This window comes from Vibrio sp. (assembly GCF_984391705.1).
This window is the reverse complement of record NZ_CFHWOM010000074.1, coordinates 1-13,913: the sequence shown is the minus strand read 5'-3', so window position 1 is coordinate 13,913 and position 13,913 is coordinate 1. Positions and strand designations below refer to the sequence as shown.

Here is a 13,913-nt window from a genome sequence, read left to right as displayed (position 1 = left end):
GCTCGTATTAAAGAGAAACTTGCTAAGAAGTAATGCTATAACTAGCGTTCTCATAGTATTAGCGGAGCCTTTGTGGCTCCGCTTTTTTATTTTTGGCACTGTGCTGGTGGTATTCTACGATAGCGTCGGTGCTCATCTACTGGTGTAAACGCCGTTCTTCCTTCTTGCTCTCGTAAAATACTCCTGCGCATATCGCTCTAAAGTATAGAAAGTTAGGCGCAAAAAAAGCCGATGTTTTCACATCAGCTCTTTAAGGTTTCGTTTCTTAGCCTTTGGCGACTTAATACTGGTCTTCTGACCATCCATCTGAATCAGACATGTCCGGTGCGCCAGGAATGGAGTTCTCTTCGTCTGCCCATTCTCCAAAATCAATCATTTGACACTGTTTGCTGCAGAAAGGGCGGTAAGGGCTTTGTTCACCCCATTTCACATCTGTGCCGCATTGAGGGCACGGAACTACTGTAATCTTAGTCATATTTACTCACAATTGGAGGAGTGGGTTTGGTACCAGTATAGTGGCTGTCGTTAGTTACAAACAGCCAGCTTAAACTCAACATTAGCTGTAGAAGCTTGGCCAGAGGCAAACTCAATAAACTTAATGGCAAAACGGTTCTTGTGTCCCGAAATCATAGGGTAAACACCAAACTCCATAGGAATTTCTAAGCGCAGGATGTTTGCTTCGTCAGCATCACTTTGGTAGAAGCCGGCATGAGCACTCTGTGTTCGAAAATGCCCAGTTTCACGAGTGAGTCTTAGCCAGAGTTTGAGTGCTTCTGCTAACGGTAATAGGCTATTAAGCCACTGATTTGCATCTGCTTGTTTTCTTTCAATAAGCAGGTGTAGCCAATGATGAAGGGCTGGCAAATCGAAGCAGCATGAGCCGCCTGGTAGATTAAAACGCTGGCGAATAGCACTCAAGAAGCGATCTTCTTTCAGGCTTTGGCCAAATCGTTCAGCTGACATTAAGTGGCTATGTGCATCATCGACTTCTCGCAAAATGCCCATAAGCATTTCTTGGTCTACGCCATCCACATTCAGCCAATTACGGTAAGTTAAGCGTTGCTTTTCTACATCTTTAGCAAGCTCACTTTTTAGTTGTATCTGTTCGAAAATTTCTAGTAGATCAAACAGTGAACGGAAAAAAACAAGGTGCTGCATATCATCATTGAAATCGGCAGCTACTCGCAACTGGTTGAGGAGAGCCTCGACTCTTAAGTAGATGCGGGTTTTTTCGTTCAGTGGATGTTCGAAGTAGTGAGTGGTCATTCAAATGCAGTCGTGGATAGTTCTACCTTTATTCTCACAGATTTGCCCTACAGATTTCTAGGATCTTTTGATGTAATTCTGTGATTTGAGGCAAAAGTTTTTGGTTTTCTGTATCATTTTTAATCACAAAGTCTGCGATGGCTAATCGTTGCTCTCTTGTAGCCTGAGATGCGAGTATTGCTTCGGCCTGCGCTAAATCGACTTTGTCTCGAGCTATCGTTCTTTCGAGCTGAGTCTTTTCATTAACGTCCACGACAATCACTTTGTCCGCTAAGCTCTGTAGGCCATTTTCAGCCATAAGAGGAATAACCAAAAGTGCGTATTCAGAGGAAGCATTAGCCAAATCGTCTAGCATCTTTTCTCGAATCATTGGATGTAAAAGTTGGTTGATCCATTCCTTATGAGTAGGCTCTGAAAAAATGATCTCTCTAAGCTTGGGTCGGTTTAGGCTACCATCGCTTGATAAGATACTATCGCCAAATTTGTCGCGGATAGTATTGAGTCCTTTACTTCCCGGCTCGACAACCTCTCTTGCGACAGCATCAGCGTCGACAATATCAATGCCAAACTCTTGCTGAAAAAGATTGGCAACCGTTGTTTTTCCACTGGCAATACCACCAGTCAATCCAACTACAAAGGTCATATTAGAATCCTAGAAAGTGAGTGAGGTAGTAGTCCCAAATTTGCGGTCCCCACATCATGCTGATCCAACCTGCGATGGCGAGGTAAGGGCCAAAAGGAAATGCTTTGTCTATCCCTTGCTGTTTTAGTCGCAACTGAATAAGGCCAAACACTAAACCTACTAGAGATGAAAACAAGATAATCATAGGCAGCTGCTGCCAGCCAAGCCAAGCACCGAGTGCCGCTAGGAGCTTAAAGTCGCCGTAACCCATTCCATCTTTGCCTGTCACTAATTTAAACAGCCAATAGACTGACCATAGAGAGAGGTAACCGGCCATTGCGCCAATCACAGAGTCCTGCAATGAAACTGGGCTTATTTGAAATAGAGCGAGTGCAATTCCGGCCCAGGTTAACGGCAAAGTAAGTGAATCAGGGAGCAGCATTGTATCGAGGTCGATAAAGGTCGCTGCAATCAACACGAAAGTAAAAAATAATAAGGCGATAGCAAAATAGTTACAGCCAAATTGATATGAGATAACGAAGCTTAACCCTCCACTGAGTAACTCTATGAAAGGGTAACGGCCGCCAATAGGGGTCCCGCAATCTCTGCATTTCCCTTGTAGTATCAGCCAGCTTAGTACAGGGATATTGTCTACCATTCGGATGGGGGTTTGACAATGAGGGCAAGTCGAACGAGGGACGCTGAGGTTATAACTTCCTTTGGGCGGCTCAATCTTGTATTCAGGAAAACTTTCCGCGCATTCTTGACGCCACTCTCGTTCCATCATTTTTGGGAGACGATGAATGACCACGTTAAGAAAACTACCGATGATGAGCCCGAAAATGCTTGCCATGGTTGGAAATAGCCAAGGGTAGTATTGAAAAAGATCGCTCAAACTTATCTCGCCTTAGAAAATATAGGAGTGCACTCGCACAGGAAACTTGGCGGTAATCTTATCCTAATACGCTCATTAAGTTAAAGATTGGTAAGTACATTGCGACAACCAAGCCTCCAACGACTACACCAAGGAAAATGATGATCATTGGTTCTAAGATCTTACCAAGGTTATCTACGGTGTTGTCGATCTCAAATTCATAAATGGTAGCGACCTTATTGAGCATATCATCTAGGCTACCTGACTCCTCCCCAATCATCACCATTTGTAGCACCATCTCAGGGAACGCATCAGCATTGCGCATTGCGATGTACATAGGCATGCCCGCTGCTGTGTCAACGTATATCTGCTCGATAGCGTTTTGGTAGTGGATATTATTGGCGGTTTTAGCTGATGTTTTTAAGCAAGAAAGAATCGGAATACCCGCACTAAAGCTTGTTGCGAGTGTTCGGCTAAATTTTGCTATGGATGCTTTGGCTATGATGGTGCCGATGATGGGCAGTTTGAGGCTTGCACGGCTGGTCGCAATTTGAATACGAAAGGATTTTTTTCGCCCTAGTTTTAAGAGCAGTGCAGATATGGCTAGGCTAAGAAATACGACCCCAGAATAGGACTGAGCCCAGTGAGAAATAACGAGAACTTGCGCTGTGAACCAAGGCAGTTCTTCTCCAAATCCCGCGAACATCGATTCAAATTCTGGGATAACAACCGTTAACATCAGGTAAGTGACTGACAGGGCGGTAATCACAACCATCGCAGGATAAATCAGCGCTTTGATGACCTTAGCGCGTAACTGTTCTGATTTTTCTCGATAGGTTGCAATTCGCTCGAAGACTTCAGCAAGGTTACCCGATTGTTCTCCAGTTGCAACGAGGTCAATATAGAGAGTATCAAAGTATTGACTGGCCGTTCGCAGTGTTTTTGATAACGGTGCCCCTGATTCCACGCCTTTAACGATCTGAGTTAATATCGACTTCATCTCTGCTTTACGATGGTTATCAGAGACCAGTTTAAGGGCTTGAATCAATGGGACGCCAGTCATCAACATAGTAGCAAGTTGGCGAGTGAGTATAGTGATATCTTTTCGCTTTACTCGTTGCGTTACCCGTTTATACAAGGAGAGGTTACGCTTTTTGAGTTTTTTGACTTGAATATGTTGCTCTTTTAACTTCTCACGCACCTCTGTTTCATTGAGTGCTAAAAACTGTCCAGAAACAGGTTTGCCGATGCTATTGACCCCTCTCCAATGATAGTTTTTAAGTTGATTCTTGAATCGAGTTTTCACGTTGAGTTTCTCACTATAAGTAGAGGACACGCCGTAGCTCAGAGATACTGGTGACACCTAAACGAAGCTTTTCTATTCCAGACTCTTTTAAAGTGCTCATACCTTGCTTTTGAGCGAGCTGCTCGATTTGCTGGATGGTGGCTCCCTGTACTAATGACTGAGAGAGTTCGGGATTAAAAGACATCACTTCATAGATTCCGACTCGACCTGAATAACCGTTATTGCATTCAGAGCAACCTTGAGCGTTGGCTTTATAGATAATATCCCCTTCATTGAGAGGGATCTCAGTTGCGAGTGAGTGATCCACTTGATAAGGGGATTTACAGTGATTGCATAATCTCCTAGCTAATCGTTGAGCAATGATTAAGCTGAGTGAAGAAGCAATGTTAAACCTTTCGATCCCCATATTATTTAGTCGAGCAATACTTTCTGCTGCGGAGTTTGTATGGAGGGTCGACAGAACCAAGTGCCCGGTTTGCGCTGCTTTAACTGCTATCTCTGCAGTCTCCAAATCACGAACCTCCCCAACCATCACAATATCTGGATCTTGGCGCAGAAATGCGCGCAGGGCTTCCGCGAAACCAAAGCCAATTTGTGGCTGAACTTGGACTTGATTGATACCAGATAAGTTAATTTCCACAGGGTCTTCAGCCGTAGCGATATTCACCTCTGAAGTGTTTAGCAGCTTTAAACCCGAGTAGAGAGAAACGGTTTTTCCACTACCAGTGGGGCCGGTCATTAGAATTAAACCTTGAGGTTTTCTAAGTGCATCAAGATACTGCTTTTTCTGTTTTTCGTTGTATCCCAGGGACTCAATATTTAGGTTAGCTTCACTGCTATCTAATAGGCGAAGAACAATTTTTTCTCCCCATAAAGTGGGAAGTGTCGAGACTCGCATATCAATCGCGGTGTTTTCACCGAGCTTCAGCTTGATGCGACCATCTTGAGGAAGTCTACGCTCGGCAATATCCAGTTTGGAAAGTATTTTCAGGCGCGCAGCGAGACGGCGGCTTAAGTGGTGAGCAGGTTGCTGGGTTTCAACTAATATGCCATCACAGCGTAGTCTGACACGATAAGATTCCTCGTATGGTTCAAAATGAATATCTGACGCCCCCTTACGCACGGCATCAAGGAGTATTTGGTTGATGTAGCGGCTGACGGGAGCTGTATCGAGGCTTAAATCTTCAATGATTCCAATTTCATCATCCGACACATCTACTAGTTGTTCCAAATCTTGTTCGTTTAGTTCTTTACTAGAAGATTGTGTAGTTCCAATTGAGCGACCATAAAGGCGCCTAATCGCACTTATGATATTTTTGAAATCCGCGAGTACAAGTTCGACTTGTAATCCTGTCGCAAAGCGAAACTCGTCTTCAATCTCAAGATTAGTAGGATCTGCAATGGCAATAGTGAGTTGTTGACTGCATCGTTGAATGGGGAGAGCGTGATAGCGAGTAATGAGTTCTCTAAGGCCTAGTTGCTGACATATTCTTGTGTAGTCGTATTGCTCAATTTGAATTTCAGGTAAACCGAAGAGGTGAGAAAGCTGCTCGGTGAGCTTTTGATGATCAATGATATCTAGCACAATCAATGCTTCAGGTGCCGAATGACCCGAAGCATTGATATGTTCGATAACTTCCTGCTCTTGCGCCAAATCTATAAGTTTAGCTTGGCGCAAAATAGAGGGGAGGTTGGTTATCATGTGAGCTTTGATAAACTAAGAACAGCCGTCGATAGTTGGTACATTACCTGCTGTCTTGCACTTCCATCCTGTTGCTGAATCACGTGAGAAAGTGATTGTATCCGTATTACTCATTGAGCTCTTGGAACCGAATGCAAACTTGAGGGTCGGGACTCCTGCTGAACCTGATCCGGATATGGAAGATATTAGTTCTCCTAAACTATTTGCCCCGCTTGCTGTACCAAGTTCAGCGAGTGAAGCTGCTGACGCCGTGCCATTTTCCTGATAATAAAGTTCGGCAGTAGTAATTAAAGCTTTTACTGACGCTAGCCCTGAAGCGGATTCTGACTTTTTAACGTAATCTTTGTATGCTGGAATAGCTATTGCAGCTAAAACCCCAATTATCGCCACCACAATCATTAATTCGATAAGTGTAAATCCTTTCGGTTTACGGTAATTTGTTTTCTCCATGACTCTCTCCAAAAGTGAAATAGGTTATGTGTTGGAGAGCATAAAAGGCTGGTTAAAATGGAGGTATTGACTTAAGAGTGGATTCCGAGTGGATTAGGGAAAGTTAATGTTTGGTTACACTTGATTAGCAAAAGTCTTCGAGTAAGCGCAAGGTTTAACATAATTTTTCTTAACCTTGATACAAAAACAGAGACTCGGTAGGTCTCTGCTTAATACTTGAAAAGTATGATTTTTATTCCAATGTTAATCGTTTTTATTTACTTAAAACGCATTGATAGATCCATTGCTTTCAAGTGTTTGGTTAATGCTCCCACAGAAATGTAATCTACGCCTGTTTCTGCGTACTCGCGTAGCGTCTCAAGAGTTACGTTACCTGAGTTTTCGAGTGCTGCACGGCCAGCATTGATCTTTACTGCTTCACGCATCATGTCGGTCGTAAAGTTGTCTAGCATGATGATGTCCGCGCCAGCATCGATGGCTTCTTGCAGCTCTGCTAGGCTTTCCGTCTCTACTTCTACAGGCTTGCCTGGATTCAGCTCTTTTGCTGTTTTAATCGTTTGAGAGATGCCGCCATTGGCGATGATATGATTCTCTTTGATTAAGTAAGCATCGAATACCCCGATTCGGTGGTTGAATCCGCCACCGCAAGCGACCGCATATTTTAAAGCACTACGTAAGCCTGGGATGGTTTTTCGTGTATCGAGCAGTCGACAGTTTGTGCCTTCTAATTCCGCTGCGTACTGAGCGGTAAGCGTTGCACAACCAGATAGAGTTTGGATAAAGTTCATCGCATTACGTTCACCTGTAAGTAGCGCACGTGATGGCCCCTCGAGTGAACACAATACTTGGTTGGGTTCGACTTTATCGCCATCTTGAATATGCCAAGTAATAGTGACTTCGCCGCCAAGTTGTTTAAACACTTCGTCAGCCCAAGCTTGGCCGCAAAATACGCCGTGTTCCCGAGTGATGATCGTTGCTTCGTTGCGAGCGTCTGCTGGAATTAGACTTGCGGTGATATCGGCAGCAGGATCTAACGTTCCGCCTAAATCTTCTTTAATGGTCTCAGCGACAGCACGCGAGATCTCTAGAGGAAGTTGTTGCTTCAAATACTCAAGGCGTTCTTGGCTATTGTGTGTGTTTTTCATCGCAAATCTAATACGCAGTTGGACAAGAGGTGGGCATGATACGCTGACTGTGGATGAAATTCAGCCCTTAATCTCGCATTTCATTGCCAAAGAGATAAAATCAAACGGCATAGACAGAGCAAAGAGCAAAAAATGATAGATAGCCAAGGTTGGTATAGTAAGGCAAGACATGTTCCTTCCCCTTTTTATGATCAAAGGAGCGATACGGAAGATATTTCTCTATTGGTGGTGCATAACATCAGTTTGCCGCCGGGGGAATTTGGTGGGCCATATATCGAGCAGTTTTTTACTGGAAAATTAGATCCCACTGAGCATCCTTTCTTCACAGTGATTCACAAAATGGGGGTGTCAGCGCATTGTTTAATTAGGCGTGATGGTGAAGTTGTGCAGTTTGTGCCTTTTACTGAGCGAGCATGGCATGCTGGAGTTTCAAGCTTTGCTGGAAGAGAAAAGTGCAATGACTATTCTATTGGTATTGAGTTAGAGGGGAGTGATTTCGTAGCCTATACTGACTTGCAATATCAATCACTTACAGAGTTAACGAAATATATCCAACTTACCTACCCCAAAATCACTTTACCACGTATTACCGGCCATCAATTTATCGCACCGCTGCGCAAAACGGATCCGGGCTTAGTTTTTGATTGGGTTAAATATCGCTGCTCACTCGCCGGTTAGTCGCGTCTTCTTTGCAAAAGGGTTGGCATGTTAGCCAACCCTGTGAGAGCTTTATAGAGTTTCTTGATACTCAACGAGAACTTGCTCGACCCAAGTCGCGATGCGCTCATCGCTAAGCTCATATTGAGAATCTTCATCGAGCGCCAGCCCAACAAACTGACTATTATCTTCAGTTAGTGCTTTAGAGGCTTCAAATTCGTAGCTGTCATCGTTAGGCCAATAACCAATGATGTTAGCACCGGTTGATTTTAGCTCGTCGTGAAGCATACCCATGGCATCTAGGTACCACTCTCCGTACCCTTCTTGGTCACCCAAACCAAATAGCGCAACGGTCTTTCCATTTAGAGAAAGGCCACTGACTTGATCCCAAAGTTCATTCCAGTCTTCTTGGATCTCTCCGAAATCCCAGGTCGAAATGCCGAGCAGAAGAAGATCATAGTCGGCCATTAAACTGAGAGGTGACTCTTTTACATTGTGGATATCGACCAGTTCTTCTCCGATGATCGCGCGAATTTTCTCTGCTGCCATCTCGGTATAACAGGTGGTTGAGCCGTAAAATAGACCGATTTTCATAACTTTCTTTTCTTTACTCGGGAGTTGATAGCGAATTCTAACCACAAATTGGCGAGGTTTGCAGCGAATATCGGTTTGAATGTGCAAATTTTATGGCTTTATTGGCTGGTGGCACTTACATTGAAGCCATTGTGAAGAATTGAGGAATACCGTGTCTGATGTAATGTCTCCCGATCAAGGGATAGTTGAACAGTTTTTAGATGCGATGTGGATGGAGCGAGGGTTATCGGAAAATACCTTAGCTTCTTACCGCAATGATTTGAGCAAACTCCTACAATGGATGCAAAGGCATAACTATCGTTTAGATTTCATTAGTTTGTCTGGCTTGCAAGAATACCAAACTTGGCTAGTAGATGAAGGTTATAAACAAACTTCTCGTGCTAGAATGCTGTCTGCGATACGTCGGTTGTTTCAATATCTTCATCGCGAAAAAGTTCGTGGTGACGATCCAAGTGCGTTATTGGTGAGCCCCAAATTACCGAAAAGGCTTCCTAAAGATCTGAGTGAAGAACAAGTAGATGCCTTGCTTGATGCGCCAGATCCAAATGATCCTATGGAACTGCGTGACAAGGCCATGCTAGAGCTGTTGTATGCAACAGGGTTGCGTGTGACAGAGCTAGTGAGTCTGACCATGGAAAACATCAGTTTACGCCAAGGCGTGGTTCGAGTGACTGGTAAAGGTGGTAAAGAGCGATTGGTGCCAATGGGTGAAAATGCCGTTGATTGGATTGAAACTTTTATTGAACAAGGACGGTCTGAGTTACTTGGGGAGAATACCTCAGATGTGGTTTTTCCTAGTAAACGTGCAAGGCAAATGACTCGTCAGACGTTTTGGCACCGTATTAAGCATTACGCTGTGATTGCTGGGATAGACAGTGAGAAGCTTTCTCCTCACGTCTTAAGACATGCTTTCGCGACTCATTTACTCAATTATGGCGCTGACTTGCGTGTTGTTCAGATGCTACTAGGACATAGTGACTTGTCGACAACACAAATTTATACTCATGTCGCGACTGAACGACTAAAACAATTACATAGCGAGCACCATCCAAGGGCTTAGGTTCTCGCGCAAACTTAAGGTGAAACAAATGAGCGTATTACGCCGAATGACCCTATTGACTCTGCCTCTGCTTTTAGCGGCTCAGAGTGTATCTGCTAATGAAGTGAAATTCGATAAGGCTCAACTAGAAGAGCGTTTTGCCAAGCTTGGGCTGGAAGTACAGGAAGTGGTTCCTGCAGATATTGACGGCTTGATTGAAGTCCAAACGAGTGGTGGCGTTTTGTTTGCATCACCAACAGGGGATTACTTCCTTGCAGGAACCTTGTATAAGCTAGATGCGAACGGTCAATATGAAGATGTACTGGCCAAGCGTCAGGCGCCCATCAATGCAGCGAAAATTGAATCATTCAAAGACAGTATGATTGAATTCAAAGCGGACAATGAGAAATACGTAGTGACGGTGTTCACTGATATTACTTGTGGTTACTGTGTTCGCTTACACAACCAAATGAATGGCTACAATGAACTCGGCATTACTGTTCGTTACATGGCTTACCCTCGTCAAGGTGGTTCTGGCTCTGTTGCGGATCAGATGGCGGCCATTTGGGGAGCTGAAAATCCTCAGTCTGCGATGCATGACGGAAAAGTAAATCGTCAATTCCCAGAACAAGGTAAAGACTTTTCTAAGTATCAATCGATCATCAAGCAGCACTTTGCATTGGGTCGAGAGCTAGGTATTAGTGGTACACCGGCGATTTTCCTGCCAAATGGTGAAATGGTAGGAGGTTACTTACCGCCAGCTAAGCTACTTCAGCGTCTTCAGCAGACACAATAATCATCCTTGATGATCAAAAGCTGAAATCAGGTAGTGGTTACTTGAGCGATATTGGGGGCATCCGAAGAAGTCGTCTTGCTCCCAATTTGTTTTTAATCAGGTTAAGCTTTCCGTGCTCAACGAAAAGGCACAGCATAAATTTATGATAGAAATACAACGTCGACCAGAAGTGGATTCATCACTGCTTCCAGATACCATTGCCCCTCTCCTTAAGCGTATTTACATTAGTCGTGGTATTACGACGCCAGGACAGCTTGAAACAGCCGCTCGCGCTTTACACTCTTATCAGAAATTGTATGGAATCGAAGCAGCGGTAGAGCTGTTGTTTGAAGCAATTCATCAACAAAAGCGCATTATCGTGGTTGGGGATTTTGATGCAGATGGTGCAACTAGCTCGGCACTTTCTGTGCTTGCTCTGCGTATGTTGGGATCCAACAATGTTGATTATCTAGTACCTAACCGATTTGAAGATGGCTACGGCCTTAGTCCAGAGGTGGTTGACCAAGCGATTGAGATTGGTGCTGAAGTCATTATGACGGTAGATAACGGTGTTTCTTCCATTGATGGCGTTCGTTATGCCAAAGAGCAGGGTTTAAAAGTATTGGTAACGGACCACCATCTACCAGGCCATGAACTGCCTAATGTTGATGCGATGGTGAACCCTAACTTGCAAGAATGTGCCTTCCCATCAAAAGCATTGGCGGGTGTCGGAGTGGCTTTCTATCTGATGATGGCGCTTTGTGTCCATATGCGCAAAAACGGTTGGTTTACTCAACAAGGTATGGCTGAACCTAAGCTGATGGAGCTTATCGACTTAGTGGCTTTGGGAACCGTGGCTGATGTGGTGCCTCTGGATGAGAATAACCGCATCTTGGTTCATCAAGGGTTGCAACGTATTCGTGCGGGTAAAGCTCGCCCAGGGATACAAGCCTTGATAGAAGTTGCGAAGCGAGATGCTCGCCGATTGGTTGCATCTGACTTTGGTTTTGCGTTAGGGCCTCGCATCAATGCGGCTGGCCGCTTAGATGACATGTCGTTTGGTGTTGAGCTACTGATGGCAAACAATATTCATGCGGCACGTCGGATGGCGAGTGAGTTGGATGGGTTAAACCAAACTCGTAAAGAAATCGAAGAGGGCATGAAGCAAGAGGCAATGGCTTTTTGTGAGCGCCTGCAATTTGGTGATAGCGATATGCCCCATGGTTTGGTCTTGTTTCAACGAGATTGGCACCAAGGCGTCATTGGGATTTTGGCATCTCGAATCAAAGAGAAATTTCACCGTCCAGTGATTGCGTTTGCTGATGGTGGAGAAGGCAGCATCAAAGGTTCCTGCCGTTCGATTCCTGGTTTGCACATGCGTGACGTACTGGATCGAATTGATACTCAAAATCCTGGTCTCATCGTTAAGTTTGGTGGTCATGCGATGGCCGCAGGCTTAACTATCATGGAAAGCAATTTTGAGCGTTTTTCTAAGTTGTTTGATGAGGCGGTGAAACAGGATTTAGATGAAGCGGCACTCAAAGGTGTGATTCTCTCTGATGGTGAATTAAAACCGGAAGAGTTTTCTATGCACACAGCGGAAATGCTTCGTGCTGGTGGTCCTTGGGGGCAGGCGTTTCCAGAACCTTTGTTCGATGGGGAATTTAAAGTTTTGCATCAGAAGCTAGTGGGAGAGAAGCACCTTAAATTAATGCTTGAACCGCTTCACAAAGGTCATCCGACTAACATCATGATCGATGGTATTGCGTTTAACGTTGATCTTCGCCGTTGGCCAGATGCTTCGGTGAAAACTGTTCATTTGGCCTTCAAGCTTGATATTAATGAATTTCGCGGCAACCAGTCTCTGCAGTTGATGATTGATTATATTGAGGCGCGCTAGTGCGCTGATAAATCACCGTTGAATGTGACACGGGGTTGGCTCACCATGCCAACCCTTTTTACTACTCCATATTTCGTATTTTTCTTTTTATTTCCCTACAACCTTTCATATTTATTTAAAACTTACCAATCAAACTGTGATACCTAGCACGCTTTATTCCCATCTGTTTATAAATTGTAATTGGTCAGACCAATTTGATTGATGTTTTAATCCACTATTGTTATCAAGATGTTGAAGCGTGAGCTGTTCTATGATTTAGGTCAACTTTTGTCTGGAACTTGCGTTTTAATTATGTTAATTTCCTCGCCAACATAAAATTGGTATTACCAATTGACTGCAAAGAGTAGAAGAAAAATAACTATGGCTTATCAAAGGATTCGTCAGCCAAAACTTTCTGATGTGATTGAACAAGAATTAGAAAGGCTGATAGTGGAAGGAACATTGTCTCCGGGGCAACAATTGCCACCAGAGCGCGAGCTGGCTAAACAGTTTGATGTGTCTCGTCCTTCAATCCGTGAGGCAATTCAACGCCTTGAAGCTAAGCGTCTTCTAACTCGTCGTCAGGGTGGTGGCACATTTGTTAGTGAGAATATCTGGACCAGTTTTTCAGATCCTCTGCTAAATTTATTGTCTAGTCACTCTGAGACACAGCTGGACTTACTGGAAACGCGTCATGCGATGGAAGGTATATCCGCTTATTTTGCAGCGGTCCGTGGTACCGAAGAAGACTTCGCTCGTATCGAGGCTTGCCTTGAGAAAATCAGTGAACAACAAACTGAGAAGAATGTCGAAGCTGAAGCTGCTGCAGTTATGCAGTTTCTGATTGCTTTGACAGAAGCGGCTCATAATGTGGTGCTACTTCATATTGTTCGCAGTTTGGCACCATTGCTAGAGCAGAATGTCTTACAGAATCTAAAACTCTTACATCGCCGCGATGAAGTGGTCGAAAAAGTAAGTAAACACAGAGCTAATATCGTGGAAGCGATCGTTTCAGGTAAGCCAGAAAAGGCGCGTGAAATGTGTCACTCACATTTAGCTTATATCGAAGAAACATTGTTGGATTTGACTCGTGAAGAGTCACGCAGAGAGCGCTCTTTGCGTCGAATTCAGCAGGGTAACGACTCGTAAGAGCGTTGCTTAAATAAGTAGATCCAACCAACAGAAGGATAGATCGCCATGTCTGATATGAAGCATGACGTAGATGCACTGGAAACTCAAGAATGGCTACAGGCACTTGAGTCAGTTGTACGTGAAGAAGGTGTAGAACGTGCTCAGTTCCTACTAGAGCAAGTTCTAGACAAAGCACGTCTAGACGGTGTTGACATGCCAACTGGAATCACAACGAACTACATCAACACGATTCCTGCAGATCAAGAACCAGCTTACCCAGGTGACACAACACTTGAGCGCCGTATTCGTTCCATCATCCGTTGGAACGCAATTATGATCGTTCTACGTGCATCTAAGAAAGACCTAGAGCTAGGCGGCCACATGGCGTCTTTCCAGTCTTCTGCTGCATTCTACGAAGTATGTTTCAACCACTTCTTCCGCGCTCCAAACGAGACGGACGGTGGCGATCTAGT

Annotated in this window: 14 protein-coding genes and 1 pseudogene; 6 read left to right on the top strand and 9 right to left on the bottom strand. The window is 44.3% G+C overall.

Annotated elements, in window-relative coordinates:
* Window positions 1-280: 280 nt before the first annotated feature.
* The 8 genes from yacG to nadC form a co-directional block, all read right to left on the bottom strand.
* Window positions 281-475, bottom strand: coding sequence for a DNA gyrase inhibitor YacG (gene yacG / locus AC4MRV_RS20005; RefSeq protein WP_491189063.1), 195 nt, complete (start codon window positions 473-475; stop codon window positions 281-283).
* A gap of 50 nt (window positions 476-525) precedes the next feature.
* Window positions 526-1,266: a cell division protein ZapD gene (zapD, locus tag AC4MRV_RS20000; protein WP_491189062.1), complete on the bottom strand. Its 741-nt coding sequence runs from the start codon at window positions 1,264-1,266 to the stop codon at window positions 526-528.
* A 34-nt stretch (window positions 1,267-1,300) separates the two neighbouring features.
* Window positions 1,301-1,909: a dephospho-CoA kinase gene (gene coaE / locus AC4MRV_RS19995; RefSeq protein ID WP_491189061.1), complete on the bottom strand. Its 609-nt coding sequence runs from the start codon at window positions 1,907-1,909 to the stop codon at window positions 1,301-1,303.
* Between the two features lies 1 nt (window position 1,910).
* The gene (locus tag AC4MRV_RS19990; protein ID WP_491189065.1) at window positions 1,911-2,741 is read right to left on the bottom strand and encodes a prepilin peptidase; all 831 of its coding nucleotides are present in this window, start codon (window positions 2,739-2,741) and stop codon (window positions 1,911-1,913) included.
* A 100-nt stretch (window positions 2,742-2,841) separates the two neighbouring features.
* Window positions 2,842-4,068, bottom strand: coding sequence for a type II secretion system F family protein (locus AC4MRV_RS19985; protein WP_491189060.1), 1,227 nt, complete (start codon window positions 4,066-4,068; stop codon window positions 2,842-2,844).
* A gap of 13 nt (window positions 4,069-4,081) precedes the next feature.
* Entirely contained in the window at window positions 4,082-5,770 is a 1,689-nt protein-coding gene (gene pilB, locus AC4MRV_RS19980) for a type IV-A pilus assembly ATPase PilB (protein WP_491189059.1), read from the bottom strand.
* Window positions 5,771-5,785: 15 nt separating this feature from the next.
* Window positions 5,786-6,220 carry a pilin gene (locus AC4MRV_RS19975; RefSeq protein ID WP_491189058.1) on the bottom strand — a complete coding sequence of 145 codons (435 nt, stop codon included), beginning with the start codon at window positions 6,218-6,220 and terminating at the stop codon, window positions 5,786-5,788.
* Window positions 6,221-6,477: 257 nt separating this feature from the next.
* Window positions 6,478-7,365 (bottom strand): carboxylating nicotinate-nucleotide diphosphorylase, encoded by an 888-nt coding sequence (nadC, locus tag AC4MRV_RS19970; protein WP_491189057.1) that lies wholly within the window; start codon window positions 7,363-7,365, stop codon window positions 6,478-6,480.
* 132 nt (window positions 7,366-7,497) lie between these two features.
* Between nadC and ampD the strand changes: the two genes are divergently transcribed.
* Window positions 7,498-8,043 carry a 1,6-anhydro-N-acetylmuramyl-L-alanine amidase AmpD gene (gene ampD, locus AC4MRV_RS19965; RefSeq protein ID WP_491189056.1) on the top strand — a complete coding sequence of 182 codons (546 nt, stop codon included), beginning with the start codon at window positions 7,498-7,500 and terminating at the stop codon, window positions 8,041-8,043.
* Between the two features lie 51 nt (window positions 8,044-8,094).
* Here ampD and fldB read toward each other — a convergent pair whose 3' ends face one another.
* A complete protein-coding gene (gene fldB, locus AC4MRV_RS19960; RefSeq protein ID WP_491189055.1) occupies window positions 8,095-8,616 on the bottom strand; it encodes a flavodoxin FldB in 522 nt (173 codons plus the stop codon).
* Window positions 8,617-8,779: 163 nt separating this feature from the next.
* Between fldB and xerD the strand changes: the two genes are divergently transcribed.
* The 5 genes and pseudogenes from xerD to aceE form a co-directional block, all read left to right on the top strand.
* The gene (xerD, locus tag AC4MRV_RS19955; RefSeq protein ID WP_491189064.1) at window positions 8,780-9,676 is read left to right on the top strand and encodes a site-specific tyrosine recombinase XerD; all 897 of its coding nucleotides are present in this window, start codon (window positions 8,780-8,782) and stop codon (window positions 9,674-9,676) included.
* Between the two features lie 28 nt (window positions 9,677-9,704).
* Window positions 9,705-10,451 (top strand): thioredoxin fold domain-containing protein, encoded by a 747-nt coding sequence (locus tag AC4MRV_RS19950; protein WP_491189054.1) that lies wholly within the window; start codon window positions 9,705-9,707, stop codon window positions 10,449-10,451.
* 142 nt (window positions 10,452-10,593) lie between these two features.
* A complete protein-coding gene (recJ, locus tag AC4MRV_RS19945) occupies window positions 10,594-12,330 on the top strand; it encodes a single-stranded-DNA-specific exonuclease RecJ (protein WP_491189053.1) in 1,737 nt (578 codons plus the stop codon).
* Between the two features lie 360 nt (window positions 12,331-12,690).
* Window positions 12,691-13,458 carry a pyruvate dehydrogenase complex transcriptional repressor PdhR gene (gene pdhR / locus AC4MRV_RS19940; RefSeq protein ID WP_491189052.1) on the top strand — a complete coding sequence of 256 codons (768 nt, stop codon included), beginning with the start codon at window positions 12,691-12,693 and terminating at the stop codon, window positions 13,456-13,458.
* A gap of 48 nt (window positions 13,459-13,506) precedes the next feature.
* Window positions 13,507-13,913, top strand: a pseudogene (gene aceE / locus AC4MRV_RS19935) (pyruvate dehydrogenase (acetyl-transferring), homodimeric type); the annotation flags it as partial.